Source organism: Paraburkholderia sabiae, from assembly GCF_030412785.1.
In the GTDB taxonomy this organism is placed as follows: domain Bacteria; phylum Pseudomonadota; class Gammaproteobacteria; order Burkholderiales; family Burkholderiaceae; genus Paraburkholderia; species Paraburkholderia sabiae.
Map to the genome: position 1 here is coordinate 4440386 of NZ_CP125295.1, position 18772 is coordinate 4459157.

General features: G+C 62.8%; 18 protein-coding genes. 10 read left to right on the top strand and 8 right to left on the bottom strand.

Translation table 11 applies throughout. The annotated features are described in order from the left end of the window. Window positions 1-148 precede the first annotated feature (148 nt). Window positions 149-745 (top strand): TetR/AcrR family transcriptional regulator, encoded by a 597-nt coding sequence (locus tag QEN71_RS19970; RefSeq protein ID WP_201650378.1) that lies wholly within the window; start codon window positions 149-151, stop codon window positions 743-745. 87 nt (window positions 746-832) lie between these two features. On the opposite strand, the gene QEN71_RS19975 is transcribed toward QEN71_RS19970, so the two are convergent. Together QEN71_RS19975 and QEN71_RS19980 are read right to left on the bottom strand one after the other, a co-directional pair. Beyond that, a complete protein-coding gene (locus QEN71_RS19975) occupies window positions 833-2299 on the bottom strand; it encodes an NAD-dependent succinate-semialdehyde dehydrogenase (RefSeq protein WP_201650377.1) in 1467 nt (488 codons plus the stop codon). A gap of 672 nt (window positions 2300-2971) precedes the next feature. Beyond that, window positions 2972-4255 (bottom strand): 4-aminobutyrate--2-oxoglutarate transaminase, encoded by a 1284-nt coding sequence (locus QEN71_RS19980; RefSeq protein ID WP_201650376.1) that lies wholly within the window; start codon window positions 4253-4255, stop codon window positions 2972-2974. A gap of 120 nt (window positions 4256-4375) precedes the next feature. Between QEN71_RS19980 and pdxR the strand changes: the two genes are divergently transcribed. Beyond that, on the top strand, window positions 4376-5935 hold the full coding sequence (pdxR, locus tag QEN71_RS19985; protein ID WP_201650375.1) for a MocR-like pyridoxine biosynthesis transcription factor PdxR: 1560 nt from the start codon (window positions 4376-4378) through the stop codon (window positions 5933-5935). Window positions 5936-5951: 16 nt separating this feature from the next. Here the strand turns inward: pdxR and QEN71_RS19990 are convergent, their stop codons facing one another. Beyond that, window positions 5952-6788: a DMT family transporter gene (locus QEN71_RS19990; protein ID WP_201650374.1), complete on the bottom strand. Its 837-nt coding sequence runs from the start codon at window positions 6786-6788 to the stop codon at window positions 5952-5954. 603 nt (window positions 6789-7391) lie between these two features. On the opposite strand from QEN71_RS19990, the gene QEN71_RS19995 reads away from it, so the two are divergent. Next, on the top strand, window positions 7392-7562 hold the full coding sequence (locus QEN71_RS19995; protein WP_201650373.1) for a hypothetical protein: 171 nt from the start codon (window positions 7392-7394) through the stop codon (window positions 7560-7562). Here the strand turns inward: QEN71_RS19995 and phnE are convergent. The 4 genes from phnE to QEN71_RS20015 all read right to left on the bottom strand — a co-directional run bounded on the left by phnE (window position 7559) and on the right by QEN71_RS20015 (window position 11001). Further along, complete coding sequence (phnE, locus tag QEN71_RS20000; protein WP_201650372.1) at window positions 7559-8401, bottom strand: phosphonate ABC transporter, permease protein PhnE; 843 nt, start codon at window positions 8399-8401, stop codon at window positions 7559-7561. The two genes, QEN71_RS19995 and phnE, sit on opposite strands and share 4 nt — an antisense overlap. Continuing rightward, window positions 8398-9366 carry a phosphonate ABC transporter substrate-binding protein gene (gene phnD, locus QEN71_RS20005; protein ID WP_201650371.1) on the bottom strand — a complete coding sequence of 323 codons (969 nt, stop codon included), beginning with the start codon at window positions 9364-9366 and terminating at the stop codon, window positions 8398-8400. The genes phnE and phnD overlap by 4 nt, the downstream gene beginning before the upstream one ends. Window positions 9367-9420: 54 nt before the next feature. After that, complete coding sequence (gene phnC / locus QEN71_RS20010) at window positions 9421-10275, bottom strand: phosphonate ABC transporter ATP-binding protein (RefSeq protein ID WP_201650370.1); 855 nt, start codon at window positions 10273-10275, stop codon at window positions 9421-9423. A gap of 198 nt (window positions 10276-10473) precedes the next feature. Next, window positions 10474-11001, bottom strand: a complete 528-nt coding sequence (locus QEN71_RS20015; RefSeq protein WP_201650369.1) for a hypothetical protein — start codon at window positions 10999-11001, stop codon at window positions 10474-10476. Window positions 11002-11074: 73 nt separating this feature from the next. Between QEN71_RS20015 and QEN71_RS20020 the strand changes: the two genes are divergently transcribed. Then, window positions 11075-12109: a M14 family zinc carboxypeptidase gene (locus tag QEN71_RS20020; RefSeq protein ID WP_201650368.1), complete on the top strand. Its 1035-nt coding sequence runs from the start codon at window positions 11075-11077 to the stop codon at window positions 12107-12109. Next, window positions 12106-12942: an alpha/beta fold hydrolase gene (locus QEN71_RS20025; protein ID WP_201650367.1), complete on the top strand. Its 837-nt coding sequence runs from the start codon at window positions 12106-12108 to the stop codon at window positions 12940-12942. Before QEN71_RS20020 ends, QEN71_RS20025 begins: the two co-directional genes overlap by 4 nt. 48 nt (window positions 12943-12990) lie before the next feature. On the opposite strand, the gene QEN71_RS20030 is transcribed toward QEN71_RS20025, so the two are convergent. Continuing rightward, entirely contained in the window at window positions 12991-13215 is a 225-nt protein-coding gene (locus QEN71_RS20030) for a hypothetical protein (protein WP_201650366.1), read from the bottom strand. Window positions 13216-13689: 474 nt separating this feature from the next. Here QEN71_RS20030 and QEN71_RS20035 point away from each other — a divergent pair, with 474 nt between their 5' ends. The 5 genes from QEN71_RS20035 (at window position 13690) to QEN71_RS20055 (ending at window position 18723) form a co-directional block, all read left to right on the top strand. Continuing rightward, the gene (locus tag QEN71_RS20035; RefSeq protein ID WP_201650365.1) at window positions 13690-14919 is read left to right on the top strand and encodes a hypothetical protein; all 1230 of its coding nucleotides are present in this window, start codon (window positions 13690-13692) and stop codon (window positions 14917-14919) included. 16 nt (window positions 14920-14935) lie between these two features. Continuing rightward, the gene (locus QEN71_RS20040) at window positions 14936-16165 is read left to right on the top strand and encodes a hypothetical protein (protein ID WP_201650364.1); all 1230 of its coding nucleotides are present in this window, start codon (window positions 14936-14938) and stop codon (window positions 16163-16165) included. A 201-nt stretch (window positions 16166-16366) separates the two neighbouring features. Then, the gene (locus tag QEN71_RS20045) at window positions 16367-16813 is read left to right on the top strand and encodes a hypothetical protein (protein ID WP_201650363.1); all 447 of its coding nucleotides are present in this window, start codon (window positions 16367-16369) and stop codon (window positions 16811-16813) included. Between the two features lie 3 nt (window positions 16814-16816). Beyond that, the gene (locus tag QEN71_RS20050; RefSeq protein WP_201650362.1) at window positions 16817-17506 is read left to right on the top strand and encodes a C39 family peptidase; all 690 of its coding nucleotides are present in this window, start codon (window positions 16817-16819) and stop codon (window positions 17504-17506) included. Window positions 17507-17514: 8 nt separating this feature from the next. After that, complete coding sequence (locus tag QEN71_RS20055; RefSeq protein WP_201650361.1) at window positions 17515-18723, top strand: hypothetical protein; 1209 nt, start codon at window positions 17515-17517, stop codon at window positions 18721-18723. The last annotated feature ends 49 nt before the right edge of the window (window positions 18724-18772 follow it).

An 18772-nucleotide genomic window follows, 5' to 3' on the forward strand; every position in this document is an offset into this window, starting at 1 on the left:
AAAAGATGCGCAGCGTACAATCTGGGTCTCCCGGTTCGGGCGCTGTTCTGCCTGCTGGTTTCGGTGCGTCGCATGTCCCGTTTTGCGGGCCGCGATGCCGGGCAGGACAGGCGGCCGACGGGCTCGAATGACGTCACCTATACGATCAATGGATAACCAGACCCGTTCGGAAAATACCCGCAAGAAGGCCATCGAGGCCGCACTGACGATACTCACGCGAGAAGGCGTGGGCGGGCTCACGTTCGATTCGCTGTCGCGCGAAAGCGGCATCAGCAAGGGCGGATTGCTGCATCAGTTCCGCACGAAGGACGGCGTGCTCAAGGCGCTGCTGGATCATCAGCGGCAGCAGTTCGAAGCGATCGCGCACGCGCATATGGCGAAGGGTGGGGCGACGAAGACGGAGCCGTGTCTGTCGTCACAGATTGCCATTTACCGGGAATCCGTCAAGCAGCCGCATTCGGTCGCGCGTGCGGTTTTGGCCGCGCTCGCTGAGAACCCCGAGCTTCTGGCGGACTTCAAGGCGACGGATGTCGAGAGGATGAAAAAGCTGCGCGAAGAGTCGAGCGATATCGAACTCTCGTTGTTGCGCTATTTCGCAGCGAGCGGCCTTGCGTTCAATTCGCTGCTTGGGCTCTCGCCTTTGCCCGATTCGATGATGAACCGTCTGTTCGATCGACTGCTGGACGAGGCGGCGTGGGTGAGTCAAAAGCAGCCGGCGAAAACGCGGAAGAAGGCTGCGTCGTGAGGGTTGGCATCGTCGCGGCTCGAGCGCGAAAGTGAGTGTCTGCGACAGCGGCAACATGGCTGCCGCTATCGCAGACAAATAAAGCGTTTACACGCCGCCGATGCACATGTACTTGATCACGACATACTCGTCGATCCCGTAGTGCGATCCTTCGCGTCCGAGGCCCGATTGCTTGACGCCGCCGAACGGTGCGACTTCGTTCGAAATGGCGCCGGTGTTGATCCCGACCATGCCGAACTCGAGCGCTTCCGCGACGCGCCAGATGCGGCCGATATCGCGGCTATAGAAATACGAGGCCAGGCCGAAATCGGTGCTGTTCGCCATCTCGACCACTTCTGCATCTGACGAGAAGCGGAACAGCGGCGCGAGCGGACCGAAGGTTTCGTCGCGAGCAACCTTCATTTCCGGCGTGACATCGGCGAGCACGGTGGGCTCGAAGAAGCCGTGACCGAGCGCATGACGCTTGCCGCCCGTGACGACGCGCGCGCCTTTGCCGAGTGCATCTTCGATATGCGATTCGACCTTGAGCACGGCCGCCTCGTTGATCAGCGGACCTTGCTGCACACCTTGCTCGGTGCCGAAACCGACCTTGAGCTTCGTGACGGCGGCGGCCAGTTTTTCGGCGAATGCATCGTAGACGCTGTCGTGCACATAGAAGCGGTTCGTGCACACGCAGGTCTGACCGCTGTTGCGATACTTCGATGCAATGGCGCCTTCGACGGCAGCATCGAGATCGGCGTCGTCGAACACGATGAACGGCGCATTGCCGCCCAGTTCCAGCGATACCTTCTTGACGGTCGGCGCGCACTGCGCCATCAGCAGACGACCCACGCCCGTGGACCCGGTGAACGACAGCTTGCGCACCAGCGGATTGCTGGTCATTTCGCCGCCGATCGGTTTCGGATCGCCGGTGACGATGCTGACGATGCCGGCGGGCACGCCTGCGCGCTCGGCGAGGACGGCGAGCGCGAGTGCCGACAGCGGCGTGGCTTCAGCGGGTTTGACGATGATCGGGCAGCCTGCCGCGAGCGCCGGACCGACCTTGCGGGTGATCATCGCGGCGGGGAAATTCCACGGCGTGATCGCGGCGCAGACGCCGACGGGTTCTTTCGTTACGACGATGCGCTTGTCGTTGGCGACCGTGGGGATCGTATCGCCGTAGACGCGCTTGGCTTCTTCGCCGAACCATTCGAGGAATGAGGCTGCGTAGCCGATTTCGCCTTTTGCTTCGGCGAGCGGTTTGCCTTGTTCGGTTGTGAGGATCAACGCCAGGTCGTCGGCGTTGGCCAGCATCAGGTCGTTCCATTTGCGCAGGATTTCTGCGCGTTGTTTGGCGGTTTTTGCCTTCCAGGCGGGCCATGCTGTGTTGGCCGCTTCTATTGCGCGGCGGGTTTCTTGTGTGCCCATTCTTGGCACTTGCGCGATTAATTCGCCCGTTGCCGGGTTTAGAACTTCAAACGTTTCCTTGTTGTCGGCTTCTTGCCATTCGCCATTGATATACGCTTTGCTTTGCAGCAGGGTCGGGTCTTTTAGTTTGCTACGCAGGTCAGTCATTTTGGGTCTGTCCTTTCAGGGTTTGTGTCTGCTGTGATGCAGTCGCCGTGCTTTGGTTTTTTGCTTTTTGCTGCGTTGGCATCCGCGAATTCGTATCGGTTTATTAGCGTTGCCCCTGTGCGGGGCGGCACCTACTTTTCTTTGCAGCGGCAAAGAAAAGTAGGCAAAAGAAAGCCGCTTTAAACCTCCGGTGCCTGCCAGGTCCGCACTACGGCATGCCGCAGTTGAACTGTCGCGCAGCGACGCAAACACTCCGTAGAAAGCCCGCAGTCAGGCGCGCGCGGCGCGAAAGATGACATCCAGCTGGGGCACGTTCGGGTGGCTTGTTTGCTTGCTTTTGTGTGTTTGCTGTCGGTCTGATTGCGGCGGTATGTGCTCCAGACTGTGCGCGGGGTTTTCGCGCCGTGCGCGGTTGACTGCGGGCTTTCTACAGAGTGCGGACGTCGCTGCGCGATAGCTCAACTGCGGCGTGCCGCGTCGCTGCCCTGGCAGGCACCGGAGGTTCAAAAGCGGCTTTCTTTTGCCTACTTTTCTTTGCCGCTGCAAAGAAAAGTAGGTGCTGCCCCGCACAGGGGCGACGCTGGCAAACCGATACGAAACCGCGGATGCCAGCGACGACAAGAAAACCAAAAGCGAAAAACCAAACCAGCGCCGCAGGGCAAAGAAAAAACCTCAGACCGTGACGCCCACAGTCTCCTTAAGCACTTCTTCGAGAATAGAAACAGCCTCATCGAAGACAGCATCCTGAATCGTCAGCGGAAACAGGAACCGAACAACGTTCGAATACACACCACAAACGAGCAACAGCAACCCGCGCTCAAGCGCACGAGCCTGCACGCGCTTGGTGAAATCGGCATCGGCCTCGGACGTCCCAGGCTTGCAGAATTCAACGGCAACCATACCCCCAGGCCCACGAACATCAGCAATCTGCGGAACTTCCGACTGCAGCGCAGTCAACTTCGCCTTAAGGCGATCACCCAACACAACAGCCCGCTCGCAAAGATTCTCTTCATCGATGATATCGAGCACGGCATGCGCCGACGCCACGGCGAGCGGATTGCCCGCATACGTGCCGCCCAGACCGCCCGGCGCAGCCGCATCCATCACATCGGCACGTCCGACGACGCCCGACAGCGGCATGCCGCCCGCCAGGCTCTTCGCCATCGTCATCAGATCAGGCACCACGTCGTAGTGGTTCATCGCGAACAGCTTGCCCGTGCGCGCAAATCCCGTTTGCACTTCATCCGCGATCAGCAGAATGCCGTGCTCGTTGCACAGCTTGCGCAGCGCACGCACAAACTCGGCAGGCGCCGGGTAGAAACCGCCTTCGCCTTGCACCGGCTCGAAAATGATCGCCGCGACGCGCTTCGGATCGATGTCGGCCTTGAACAGGAATTCGATTGCCTTCAGCGAGTCCGCCGTCGTCACGCCGTGCAGCGGATTCGGGAACGGCGCGTGGAAAACGTCGGCCGGGAACGGGCCGAAGCTCAGCTTGTACGGCGCGACCTTGCCCGTCAGCGCCATGCCCATCATCGTGCGGCCATGGAAGCCGCCCGTGAAGGCGATCACGCCCGGACGGCCGGTGTACGCGCGCGCGATCTTGATCGCGTTTTCGACGGCTTCAGCGCCCGTCGTGAAGAACGCAGTCTTCTTCGGATAATCGCCCGGCGCGCGCTCGTTGATCTTCTCGGCGAGTTCGACATACGACGCGTACGGCACGATCTGATAGGCCGTGTGCGTGAAGTTGTCGAGCTGCGCACGAATCGCCTCGACGATCTTCGGATGACGATGGCCCGTGTTGCACACCGCGATGCCCGCCGCGAAGTCGATGAAGCGGCGGCCCTCGACGTCCCACAGCTCCGCATTCTCCGCACGCGCAGCGTAGAAATCGCACATCACGCCCACGCCGCGCGGGGTGGCGGCGTCCTTGCGGCTCTTCAGTTCAGCATTCTTCACGGAGATCTCCTGTTGGGGTTCGTTCAGGCGCTCGCGTTCATCGCGGCACATGCAGCGACTATAATCAGATTTGGCTCCAAATTTCAGAGCCATTTCGGTAAAAAATCAGGAGCCAATTTCATGCGCGCGAGTGTGTTGTCCGACTGGCTGGCCCAGCGTCTGGATCGCGGCAACGGTCAGCCGATCTACCGGCAGCTGCATCGGCTGTTGCAGCAGGCCATCCTGACGCGCGAACTGCCCGCGGGCAGCAAGGTGCCGTCGTCGCGGCTGCTGGCCAACGAGCTCGGCATCGCGCGCAATACGGTCACGCAGGTCTATGAGCAGCTTGCACTAGAAGGATATGTGTCGTCGGCGACGGGGCGCGGCACATTTGTCGCCGATACGTCGCCGGACGAAATCGTCGGTTCGACGGACACGCAGGGCCCGGCGATACAGGCGGCGCCCGTGCGGCAGTTGCAGCAGGCGTTGACGCCGCAGCCGTCGAAAGCGCTACTGCATGCACAGCAGCCCGCCGCGCGCGCGCTGTCGCAGCGCGGCTTCCGGCTCGTCGCGGGGGCAGGTGTGTCGAAGCGACAGTGGGGCGCGTTCATGCCCGGCGTGCCTGACGTCACGCGTTTTCCGGCGCGTGTGTGGAGCCGCCTGCACAACAAGTACTGGCGTCGTCTGCGGCCCGATCTGCTGACGTATGCGCCGGGCGGCGGTCTCTCGTTGCTGCGGCACGCGCTGGCCGACTATCTGCGCACGTCGCGCTCGGTGCGCTGTACGCCCGAGCAGATCATCATCACGACGGGCATTCACCAGTCCGTCGACCTCGCCGTGCGTCTGCTGTCCGATCCCGGCGACGTCATCTGGACAGAAGATCCGTGCTATTGGGGCGTGCGCAGCGTGATGCACGTGTCGGGTCTGAAGTCGCGTCCGATCGCCGTCGACGACGAAGGCATCAACCCGTCGACCGACGATCTCGCGCATCCGCCGAAGCTGATGCTCGTCACGCCGTCGCATCAATATCCGCTCGGCATGGTGATGAGCCTTGCGCGCCGGCGGATGCTGCTCGAATACGCGCGGCAGAACCAGTGCTGGATCATCGAGGACGATTACGACAGCGAATACCGTTACGGCAGCCGTCCGCTCGCGTCGCTGCAAGGACTCGATACGGCGGGGCAGGTGATCTATGTGGGCAGCTTCGGCAAGACGCTGTTTCCGGGGCTGCGGATCGGCTATCTGGTCGCACCCGAGGCGCTCGCCGAGAGCTTCGCGACGGCCAGCGCCGAGTTGTATCGCGAAGGGCAGTTGCTGCAGCAGGCGATGCTCGCCGAGTTCATCGCCGAAGGGCATTTCACGTCGCATATTCGCAAGATGCGCACGCTGTATGGGCAGCGCCGTTCGACCTTGCTCGATGCTGCCGCGCGGCGTTATGGCGATGCGTTGCCTGCCGTCGGCGGCGACGCGGGCCTGCATCTCGTGATGCAGTTGCCCGAAGGCACCGACGACCGCGCGGTCGCGGCGGCGGCGCTCGAACGCAATATCGTGGTGCGTCCGTTGTCGGGGTATTACGCGGAGCCGTCGCGCGCGCCGTCGGGGCTGCTGATCGGCTATGCGTGCGTACCCGACGAAGAGATCGCGCCCGCGTTCGATACGCTCGCCGACGCAATCGACACGACCTTGCCGCTGTTCGCGTGAGCCGCGCGTCAGCGCTTTAAAGACGGATCAGAACCGCGCCGAGCGTCACGAGCGTGCATGCGAACACGCGACGCGGCGTGAGGCGCTCGTGCATGAACGAGAAGCCGATCAGCACGGCGAAGATCGAGCTGAGTTCGCGCAGCGCGGACACCATTGCGATGGGCAGAAAGCGATAGGCCTCGATGATGAGGCAATACGCGGTTAGCGCGATCACGCCGGAAAGCATGCCTTTGAACATCGTTTCGCGCGACGTGAAGAGACCTTTTGCGCCGCCGCGCCAGTGCCACACGAGCAGAAACTGCGGCACGTTCCAGAGCAGATAGACCCACATGATGTAGCTGAGTCCGTTACCCGCGACGCGTGCGCCGATGCCGTCGACGACGGAATACGCCGAGATGAAGAGTCCTGTGAGCAGCGCATAGGGCACGCTTTCGCCGGAAAAGCGCATATCGCGGCGAAACGCGAGCGACACGATGCCGATCGAGACGAGCGCGACGCCAGTTGCTGCGAGCGGCTTCAGCGATTCGTGCGCGAAGATGAGCGCGCCTGCGAAGACGAGTAGCGGCGAGAGTCCTCGCGCGATGGGGTAGATCTGGCCGAAGTCGCCGCTGCGGTAGGCGCGGATCAGTGCCAGGCAGTAGCCGAATTCGAGTACCACTGAGGCGGCTATGTATGGCCATGCGGCCGGCTCTGGCAGTGGCAGTAGTGTTACTGCGATTGCGCTGACTGCGATGTACGGGATCGACATCATGCCTAGCAGCCAGATGCGGTCTTCCGCCAGACGCAGGAAGGCGTTCCAGCTTGCATGCAGCATGGCGGAGATCAGGACCAGCAGGACGATCGAGGATTCCATTTGAAGCGCTGTGGGCGCGCGCAAAGATTGTGATTATTGCGGAGATTGGTGGTTTTGTGTGGAGTTTTGTGGTGTTTTTGTCTGCGACGCAGTCGCCAGTTCTGGCTTTTTTTGTTTTTTGTTTTTTGCTGCGTTGGCATCCGCGAGGCCACGTCGTAGTTCATGCGTTGCCCCTGTGCGGGGCGGCAGTTACTTTCTTTGCCGCCGCAAAGAAAGTAACCAAAGAAAGCGGCTTCAAACCTCCAGTGCCCGCCAGGATAGCGCTTCGGTATGCCGCAGTTGAGCTATCGCGCAGTGACGCAAACACTCCGTAGAAAGCCCGCAGTCAGGCGCGCGCGGCGCGAAAGATGACATCCACTTGGAGCACATTCGGTCGGCACGTTTTTTTGCGTTTGCCGTCGGTTTGATTGCGACGGTATGTGCTCCAGCCTGTGTCCGGGGTTTTTGCGCCGTGCGCGGTTGACTGCGGGCTTTCTACAGAGTGCGGACGTTGCTGCGCAATGGCTCAAAGAACCTGTGCCGAAGCGGTATCCTGGCGGGCACCGGAGGTTCAAAAGCGGCTTTCTTTTGCCTACTTTTCTTTGCCGCTGCAAAGAAAAGTAGGTGCCGCCCCGCACAGGGGCAACGCTAATAGACCGATACGAATTCGCGGATGCCACCGCAGCAAAAAGCAAAAAGCAAAAAGCAAAAAGCAAAAAGCAAAAAGCAAAAAGCAAAAAGCAAAAAGCAGAAAACCCAGAATGGCGACTAGCGTCGCAGACAAAAAACCCTTAAATAACGCGCTCCCGCAGTCGCGCAGACAAAACATCAATAACAGTAACAACAACGATGACCATCAACATAACAGCCGCAGTCTGCGAATAATTAAAAGAGCGAATGGACTCATAAAGCACGACGCCGATGCCACCGGCGCCAACCATCCCGACAACCATCGCGGACCGCACATTAGACTCAAAGCGATAAAGCGCATAAGAGATCCACAAAGGCATCACCTGCGGCAGCACGCCATAAACAATCTCATCGAGACTCGTCGCGCCAGTCGCCCGCACACCTTCCGCAGGCCGCGGATCAATCGCCTCGACGGCTTCGGCGAACAGCTTGGCCAGCACGCCCGTCGTATGCACCCACAACGCCAGCACACCCGCAAACGGCCCGAGCCCGACGGCAACGATGAACAGCATCGCGAACACCATCTCGTTGATCGCGCGGCACGCGTCCATCATCCGGCGCACAGGCTGCACGACCCACGCCGGCGCCATGTTGCTCGCCGACAGCAGCCCGAACGGAATCGAACACACGATCGACAGCGCCGTGCCCCACACCGCGACGGCAAGCGTCACGCCCATTTCGTGCACATACGTGCGCCATTCGGTGAAGTCCGGCGGAAAGAAGTCCTTCGCGAACTGCCCCATGTTGCCCGAGTCGGACAGCAGGTCGAGCGGGCGCATGTCGGCGGCCCGCCACGACAGGCCGAGCACCGCGATCAACGCGATCCAGCCGAGCAGCGAAACCCAGCTGCGCTTGCCCGCCGCCGCAGCCATCGCCTTCGGCGAAGGCTGCGGCTGAGCGGTCGAAGGCGTCGAGCGGTCGGCGCTCAGGTCGGCTGCGTTCATTGCTTTTGCGCGTTCAGTGCGGACAGCTTCGCGTCGATGGCGGCCATCTGCGTCTTGCGGTCAGCGTCCGACAACGACGCATCAGCTTCGATCTTCTGCTTCTGCTCGAACAGCTTGATCTGACGGATCGGCTGCAACTGCGCATCCGTCGACGGCGAGAAACCGCTATAGCTGAAGATGTTCGCCATCACCGCCTTTTCGCGCGCATCCGTCTTCGCGTAGTTGTAGAAGAACTTGCGCAGCTTTTCCTTCGTTGCGTCAGGCAGATCCTTGCGCCACACGAGCGGGTCCGACGGAATCAGCGGCGATTGCCACAGCACGCGCACCTGCGCGAAGCGATCGGGATGCTGCTTCTTCAGCGTGTCGAGCATTTCGGTGTTGTTCGTCGCGATGTCGACCTTGTTGTTCACGACGGCCAGCAGGTTCGCTTCGTGGCTCGACGGCAGCACCGTCTTGAACGACGTGCGCACCGGCGCGTTGTGCTGCGCGAACAGGTAATAGCCGGGAACCAGCGAGCCCGACGTCGAGTTCGGATCGCCGAAACCGAGCGTCACGTCCTTCGTGTTCTTGAACACGTCGTCGAGCGTCTTGAAGCGGCTGTTCGCGTTCGTGATCAGCACCGAGTAGTAACCGGCGTCGCCGTTCGAATACGTCGTTTTGGCAAATACTTCGCCATTCGAACGATCTACAGCTTCGATTGCCGATGCATTGCCGAGATACGCAACCTGCACCTTGTTAAAGCGCATGCCTTCGATGATGCCCGCGTAATCGGTCGCGAAGAACGCCTTGACGTTCAGACCCGTCTGCTTGTTCATGTCGTCGATGAGGGGCTGCCAGCGCTGCTTGAGCACGGCCGACGAATCGGTCGAAATGATGCCGAGGTTCAGGTCTTCGGCATGAGCGGCGAAGCTGGCGAAAGCCGACACGGCCGCAACGCCGACGAGCAGAGAGCGCAGGAATTTCATGTGTTCTGTTCCAGTTGAGTGAGTCGGTTACAGCGTTTCTTTGCGAATGGAAAATCAGGCCGAGCGCGCCGCGTTCAGCGGCAGCACCTGTGCGCGCGGTGACGCGCTGTCGGGCTGCGCATCGGACTGCGGCGTGTCCTCGAACAGTTCGCGCGCATCGTCGCCATAGAGCTTTTGCAGCAGCGCGGGCGTGAGCGCCGACGAGGGGCCGTCGTAGACGACCTTGCCGCGCCGCATTGCGATCGTGCGCTGGCAGTACTGCATCGCGATGTCGACCTGATGCAGCGACACCAGCACCGTCAGCCGATGTTCGATGTTGAGCGTACGCAGCATGTCCATCACGCGGCGCGACGATTCGGGATCGAGCGAGGCAATCGGTTCGTCGGCGAGAATGATTTGCGCCTGCTGCACGAGCGCGCGTGCGAGTGCCGCGCGCTGCTGCTGTCCGCCCGACAGATTCGACGCGCGTTCGCGCGCATGTTCGCCGATGCCGACCTCGTTCAATGCCGACATCGACAGTTCTCGTTCGCCGCGCGGAAAGCAGCCGGTGAGACGGCGCCACAGCGGCAGACGCGCGAGTGCGCCGATCAGCACGTTCGCTTCGACCGTCAGCCGGTTCACGAGATTGAACTGCTGGAAAACGAAGCCGATGTCGCGTCGAATGCTGCGCACTTCGCGCACGATGCGCCCGTTCTGCTGGATCGGCCGGCCGAGAATCGCAATCTGCGAAGGCTGCGCATCCGACACCGTGAAGCCCGCGATATGACGCAACAGTGTCGACTTGCCCGAGCCCGACGCACCGATCAGCGCGACCATTTCGCCTTGCTCGACACGCAGGTCGATTTCGTCGAGCGCCTTGCGGCCGTTGCCGAACGTCTTGCTCAAACGCTCGATGCGGATTGCTTCCATGAGTGTCCTGTCGATGACTCCGGTGCATGCCGGAAGTTGTGGGACATTCTAGAAAGCGTCTGTGACGGTTGAGTGAAGGCGTCGCAACATCTAGACGACTATATCTTTGCGTTTTGCGCGCCGATTCACACGTACGTCACGTCGTGTGCGATCGCGCAGTGTGTCATTGGCATGACAGAAGAAACGGCGTGCTGTCGATCACGCGCGAGCCCAGTCCTTGCGTTTGAGCAACCTGAGCACATCGCCCGTTGGACGATACATGGCGCGGCGCAGGAGCAGCCGCGTCGTGCCGCGGTCGGCATTCGATCTGCGTGGCTGCAGAAGCGGATACGCGAAGTCGTCACCTCGCACCTCGCGCTTGATCACGCGTCGCAGCGCATAGAGCGCGACCAGACCCTGCCGCATGTTCTGCAAAAGAATGAAGGCGTCGGAAGAATCTGCGTAGACGCTGCGCAACTGCAGCACGCGTTCGGCCTGGTCGAGCAGTCGATCGGCTGCACGTATCAGCGCCTGATCGGCGCGCGCCAACTCCTGCACCTTGTCGGTGTCGATCTTCATGCCGGATCTCCGGTTGCTGCGACCGTGCGTTCCGGGGCGCATGGAAGACGGGTTGGAACGTAAGGGCGGGTCGGTCGATTGCAGCGAACCGCGACGAATGCGTGGCACAAAAGCTGCGTTGGTTCGCAGGCGCACGACCGGCCCGGATTGCCGATAGGCGTCCGTCATACAAAGCAGCTATATTGGCGGCGGCAGGCGGCGCTATCCCCCGATGTAGCCGCCCAATAACGAAACTACAACCATGCGCGCTTTCAGTTTGTTGCCTGACAGCTTCGCGGAATACGACGATCTGAAGGCGCTGCTCGACGAGGGCGCGCGTTCGTTCGATATCAAAAGCGTGGCTGACGTCGAAGTAGCGGGTCGCACGTTTGAAGTGTATGTCGCCTCGATCGGATCGAACGATCCGAACGCGCCCGCCGTCGGTTTTTTCGGCGGCATTCATGGACTCGAGCGCATCGGTTCCCGCCTCGTGCTGGAGTACATGCGCTCGCTGTTGTCGCGGCTCGCGTGGGACGAACTGCTGCTGCAACAGCTCGACTCGATTCGTATCTACATCGTTCCTATCGTCAACCCCGGCGGCATGTGGGCGGCGACGCGCGCGAATCCGAACGGCGTCGATCTGATGCGCAACGCGCCGCAGGACGCCGAAGAGCGCGTGCCCTTGCTGGCGGGCGGCCAGCGTGTCGGGTCGTGGCTGCCGTGGTATCGAGGGCGGCGCGGCGCGCCGATGGAAGGCGAGGCGGCGGCGCTGCTGCGCATCGTCGCGGAAGAACTCGCGACGCGGCCGTTGTCGTTCGCGCTCGATTGCCATTCGGGCTACGGCTGGAGCGACAGCATCTGGTTTCCGTACGCGAAGACGCGTCGCGCGATGCCGCATCTGCCGGAAATGTACGCGCTGAAAACGATGTTCGAGCGCGCGCATCCGCATCACGGCTACATGTTCGAGCCGCAGAGCCATCAATATCTTCTGCACGGCGACCTGTGGGACTGGGCCTACGACCGCACGCCGCCGCCCAACATCTTTCTGCCGATGACGCTCGAACTCGGCTCCTGGCTGTGGATCAAGAAGAATCCGCGGCAGATCTTTTCGCGGCAAGGCATGTTCAATCCCGTGAAGGCGCATCGCACCGCGCGCGTGTTGCGACGGCACGCGAACCTGCTCGATTTCCTGACGCGCGCCGCGTATGCGTCGGAGCGCTGGCTGCCGCATGGCGTGCGGCGCGATCAGCTGCTCAGCAGCGCGACCGAACTCTGGTACAGGGCCGCCGAAAAATGAGCACGTGGATTCTGCTGCGCGGCCTGACTCGCGAGGCGCGTCACTGGGGCACGCTGCCGGACGCGTTGCGCGCGGCGTTCGACGGCATCGGGCGGCGCGCATCGCTTTCGGACGCAACGCGCGCGCGCGTGCTGACCATCGACCTGCCCGGCAACGGCGAACACGCGAACCTGCGCGCGCCGCTGCAGGTCACGGGAATGGTCGATTTCGTGCGCGCGGCGGCACGCGCGAGCGGCGCGCCGGGACCGTATTGCGTGCTGGCGATGTCGCTCGGCGGCATGGTCGCGACGTGCTGGGCGCAGCATCATCCCGCCGACATCGACAGGCTCGTGCTGATCAACACCAGCATGCGGCCGTTCAGCCGCTTCGATGAACGGCTGCGTCCGCAGGCGTGGTCGGGACTCGCGCGCGTCGCGTGGCACTGGGACGACGCGTACATCGCGGAGACGGAGATCCATCGTCTGACGTGCGCCAACCGCGAGACACGCGACGCCGACGTGAGCGCATGGACGGCCATCCGCGAGAGCGCGCCTGTCAGCCGCGCGAATGCGCTGCGGCAACTGCTCGCGGCCGCGCGCTTCGCCGCGCAACGGCGACGGCCGGCGTGCGCGACGCTCGTGCTGTCGGCGCGCGAGGACGGACTCGTCGATCCCGCGTGCTCCGCTGCGCTCGCGGCGGCATGGGGCGCTCCGCACTGGCGCCACCCGTGGGCGGGCCACGATCTTCCGCACGACGACCCCGCATGGACGGTCGAGCGCATTTGCGCCTGGCTCGAACAGCCGGACGGGAATCCGGGATTCGAAAATGCGGAGTCCGACTTGTCGGATGAATAATCGATAATTAAACGAATCATTCAGTATCGCATTGCCGCAATTAATCGTTTATTGATGCGCTGCATTAATGGGATGCAATAAACCGGCCTTGGTACTCGCAATAAAGTACTGCGTAATTTTTGTTGGATGAAAAGCGTTCGCGGTGAACGGCAAATTGATGCCATGCGTCATTGTCGCGTGATAATCAATCATGGTTGATGAGTTAGGCGCATACTGAAATTGTAAAATAATTACACTCCTTGGCGGATGAGGCGGAAAAACTTGCGGATGCATGCTGCATGCGCCTTGCACGGTCGTAAACGATACGTTTTTATACGCCACGAATTCGGCTCGTCTCGCCAATGCGAATTCCTCGCAAAGCCATGGTACGCAAGGCCACTAAGGGTTTTTATCGAAAAATAAAGGGGGGCGGCGGGCCGATTATCCTGTGACTCAAGAATCGGGCCCAACAAAAAAGAAACGTTTTTAAAAGCTCCGCTTCTTTCTCAGTAATGTTATCCAGTCGTTTGAATAACAAGCGATTTCGAAAACCCTCATATTCGCAAACCGGCGCAATGCCGGATTAGCCGTTTCAAATGCGAAACATAAAACCTAGGTATTTACCCCTAAGTTTCCATCCCGCATAACGGGAAATGTGAAATTTCTTTAAATTTCAAAGCCTTACATGCATGGCATTGCCTATGCGACACGGCGTGCCGGATTGGTGCAGTCGGCCAAGCCGCCCCCCATCTCCTCCAGGAGGATTCCATGCGCAAAACTCTACTGGCGTCCGCAGCAGTCATCGCATTGGGCTGCAGCGGTTACGCAATGGCAAACCCATGCAGTGACGGCGATTCGTCCTGCAATCAGAAGGCCTACAACGGGAGCAACACAGCAACGAACGAGGCGACGTCCAGCCAGACCAGCACTACGGGCAACAACGCCAATGAAATCACGACCGGCTCCAAGGTCGCGCAGGATTCGTTCAACACCACCAAGATCGTCGCGGCGAGCCGTTTGTCCGGCTCGGTGTCGGGCGTGAGCGTCTGGGGCATCGGTAACCATGCCTATAACGACGGCAACGCCAACGGCGGACGCGGTGGCAGCGGCGCGAAGGGCATTGGCGGCAAGGGCGGCAGCGCACTGGCGGTCGGCGGCAGCGGCGGCTACGGCGGCGATGGCGGCAAGGCCATTGCGGGCGATGGCGGCAACTCCAGGGCATCCGGCGGCGACGGCGGCAATTCCCGGTCCTACGCCGGCGACGGCGGCAACTCCAGGGCTTCCGGCGGCAAGGGCTCGGGCAGCGGCGGTGACGCATGGGCCAAGGGTGGCAGCGCGCTCGGCGCAACGGCAGCAGCAGGCGGCGATGGACGCGGCTCCGGCAAGGGCGCAGGTCTGGCCCTCGGCGCAGGCGGTGCGCTGGCAGCAAGCGGCGACGTGCATTCGAAGGCCAACGGCGGCGGCGGAAGCGCCAGTTCGTCGAGCGGCGCAGCAACGGCGACGGGCACGGGCACCGCGACGGCAAGCGGCTCGGGCACCGGTACGGGCACGGGCGGCGCAGGCACGGCGGGCGCAGCGACGGCAACGGCCGGAACGGGCACGGCTACGGGCGGTGCAGGCTCGGGCACGGGCGGCGCAGCGACATCGACGGCAGGTGCAGGCGGTGCAGCGACCAGCACGGCAGGCGCAGGCGGCACGGCAGGCTCGACGGCCGGCAACGGCGGTAGCGCGGCAGGCGGCGCTGGCGGCGCAGGCGGTGCGGGCGCAGCAGCCACGGCGACAGCCGCGGCGGGCGGTGCAGGCACGGGCGGCGCGGGCGGTGCAGGCGGCGCAGGCGGCGCGATCAGCGTCGGTACGGGCGACTTCAGCATGGCCAACACCATGACGAGCGTCGCGCAGTCGGCAGCGGGCGTGCTGATCGCGAACCAGAACAGCGGTATGGCATCACTGGTTCAACAGGCCGTCACGGTGCAGGCGAACCTGTCGGTTGGCCGCTAATCCTTAGGAGACTCTCATGCGTAAGACACTTTTGGCATCTGCAGCCATCGTCGCGCTGGGTTTCAGCGGCTACGCGATGGCCAATCCGTGCTCCAACGGCGACTACTCGTGCAACCAGAAGGCGAGCGGCGGCGACAACAACCTGTCGAACACCGCGTCGTCGACCCAGGGCAGCACGACGGGCAACAACGTCAACGAAGTGACCGGGCACTCGAAGGTCGCACAGGACTCGTGGAACAACACGAAGTCCGTGGCCGTCAGCAAGCTTGACGGCACCGTGAGCCATGTACACGTCAATGGCATCGGCAACGTGGCCGTGAACTACGGCAACGCCAACGGCGGCAAAGGCGGCGACGGCGCACGCGGCATCGGCGGCAAAGGCGGCAGCGCAGCGGCTGGCGGCGGCTATGGCGGCGACGGCGGCAACGGCGGGCGCGCCATTGCCGGCGACGGCGGCTGGTCGAAAGCGTCGGGCGGCGACGGCGGCTACGCGAAGGCGTCGGGCGGCGACGGCGGCTGGTCGAAGGCATCCGGCGGCAAGGGCTACGCGAGCGGCGGCGACGCTGGCGCGAAGGGCGGCGGCGCAGCAGCAGGCACGCTCGCACTTGGCGGCAACGGCAGCGGCCGGGGCGCGGCACTGGGCGCTGGAGCCGGTCTCGGCCTCGGCGCGGCCGGCAGCGGCGATCTGTCGTCACGTGCAGGTGGCGGCGGCGGCACGGCCAGCTCGAACTCCGGTGCAGCGTCGGGTTCGGGCAGCGGCTCGGGTAGCGGCACGGCCACGGCGTCGGGTTCGGGCACGGGCGGCGCAGGCTCGGCAGGCGCGGCGACCGCGACAGGCGGCGTAGCGACGGCGACGGGCGGCGCAGCGACGGGCACGGGCGGCGCAGCCACGTCGACGGCAGGAGCAGGCGGCGCGGCAACGTCGACGGCAGGCGCCGGCGGCGCAGCGACGTCGACGGCGGGCAACGGCGGTGCGGCAACGGGCGGCGCAGGTGCGGCTGGCGGTGCGGGCGGTGCAGCGACGGCGACAGCCGGCGCGGGTGCAGCCGGTACGGGCGGCGCAGGCGGAGCAGCGGGCGCCGGCGGTGCGGTCGCGGCCACGACGGGCGCATTCGACATGTCCAACAACATGGCGAGCGCGGCGCAGTCGGCAGCTGGCGTGATGGTGCTGAACCAGAACAGCGGTATGGCATCGCTCGTCCAGCAGGCTGTCACCGTGCAGGCGAACCTGGCTGTCGGCCGCTAACTGACCTGCAACACAGTTAGCGTCGACAAGTCGTTGTGTGAAGTGCCGTGGGGCGTTCGCGCTCCACGGCTTCTGTTCCATCGCCAGGGCGCACGGGGTAGCCGCGCCAGGCGACGGTCGCACAAGCCTTACTTCGCCACACGCTGCTGCGCGTGCCGCAAGGCCATTGCAGCGCAAACGGCGAAGCACCAGGAGACAACCATGCAGGCGTTCAAACGCATTGCGATGCTGGTACTGCCTGTCGCTATTGGATTACCGGGCTTCGCAGCCCATGTTGTCGCGGGCGAACTGCGTTCTGCCGTTCAGGCGGATACGTCGGGCGCGCCTGCTGTCGTTGTGCCCGCTGCACAGGCGAGTGCGGACAAGACTGCATCGCCCGCACCGGCGAGTGCCGCCGACGCGACCTTCGGTGTCGCGATGACGGCCGAGCAGCTCGATGCGCATCGCGGCGGCGAGCAGGTCTACAACGACATGAACCTGCGCGGCACGGTCGCGAACAATACGGCGCGTGGCGTGGATACGGGATCGAACATGATCACGGGCGGCTCGTTCTCGAGCGCCAGCGGTTTGCCCACCGTGATACAGAACACGGGCGCGAACGTGCTGATCCAGAACGCGACGATCGTCAACGTGCGCTTCGGGGAATGAGCGATGAAACTCCAGAGAGGGGTGTGGCTTCTCGCGTGCGCGCTGACAGTAGCAGGCGCGGCGCGCGCCGATCCCATCACGATCTACGAACCGTCGGGCGCGGGTTACGCGATGCACGTGACGAGCCTGAAAGAGGCTCGTTTCAAGCGGACCATCAAGCAGCAGTTCGACTTCAGCTGCGGTTCCGCGGCTGTCGCGACGCTGCTCACGTATCAGTACAACTATCCCGTGAACGAGCAGACGGCTTTCCAGGAGATGTACGAGAACGGCGATCAGGCGAAGATCCGCACCGAGGGCTTTTCGCTGCTGGATATCAAGCGTTTTCTGGAGCGTCGCGGTTTCATCGCGGACGGCTATGAGCTGCCGCTGCAAAAACTCGTCGAAACGAATACGCCCGCGATCGTGCTGATCAGCGAAAGCGGCTATCACCATTTCGTCGTGGTGAAAGGGCTGAAGAACGACCGCGTGCTGATCGGCGATCCCGCGACGGGCACGCGGCCCGTGCCGTTGAAGAGCTTCGAGGCGAAATGGGAAGACCAGGTTCTGTTCGTCATCCATAACAAACCCGGCGTCGGGGTCTTCAACGATCCCGTCGACTGGCGGGTCGCGCCGCCTGCGCCGTTGTACACGGGCGTCAATCGCGATGGTCTGTTCTTCACCGTGATGCCGAAGCACGGCGCGAGCGATTTCTGAGGGCCATCATGAGAACGGAGACCCGAAAAATAGCCGGTATCGCCACGATGCTATGTGGGTCGATGGTGACGTTCGGCGCGCATGCGTTCGAGCAAAGCGTGCAGGCTGCGGAAGTGGGTACGGCACACGATGTCGCGAGCGGGCCGGTCGAACCGCTGGTGATGCGCGACGTCGCGCCTTCGAACGATGCGCCCGATGCAATCACACAGGCTGTCGTCGATGCGTTGTCGGCGCAAAAGCCGCGCGCACCTTCCGATGACGTTGTGTCTGTGCCCGTGTCTTATGCGGCGCCGATTGCCGTCGTCACACCGCGCAGCGATACCGACGAAGCGGTCAGTACGGCGCCCGTCACGACAGCCGATGCCGCGAACGATGCCGTCATCAACGAAGCGTCGTATGCAGTCGAAGAACCGGGCGCAACGTCGCCGGAACATGTTGTCGCGAAGGAAGCCGAGCCTGCCGTCAAACCGCTTCCGGTGTCGTATGCGGCGCCGATCGCGGTTGCGGCGCGCAAGGCCGATGCGCCTCGCGAGCAGCCAGCGGAACGACGCGCGCAAGCGAAACCGATGCAGCATGAAGCGTCGACTCAAGCTCGAAATGCAACGCCGACACCGCCCCCCGTGTCGCCCGCGCATGCGGAGTCGATCGCTAGCGGGACTATGATCGACAAAGCGCCCGTTTCGTATGCCGCTCCCATTGCCGTACCGCAAGCGTCTCAGATCGTGCGCAACGACACGCCCCCCGGCGCGAACCGCGTAGTGAAGACGCAAGCAACGACTACTGAAGACCCGAACTGGTCGTCGAAAACCACGGTCGCGATCAGCGAAGAAAAGCTCGACACGATGCGTGGCGGCTTCGATGTGGCGAACGGCCTGAAGGTTTCGTTCGGCATTTCGAGGATGGCTGTCGTGAACGGCAATCTCGTCACGCAGACCAGCTTCAACATTCCGGACCTGAGCAACATGACGACGCAGCAGGCGCAAGCGCTCGCGGCGGCGAACATGGGCTCGCTGCTGCAAAACGGCGTGGGCAACGTCGCGCAGCAAGGTTCCGTGCAGGGATTGTCGGGCGCGGTGATCCAGAACACGCTGAGCAACCAGAACATTCAGGCACTGACGACAATCAACGCATCCGTCAATTCGCTGGGTCTGTTCAAGAACATGAATCTGGGCGCGACGTTGAACAGCGCGTTGATGAATTCAGTCAGACCGAGATAGCAGCCTCATCGAAAAGGGCTCGCGAGGCATGATGCGCCGCGAGCCTTTT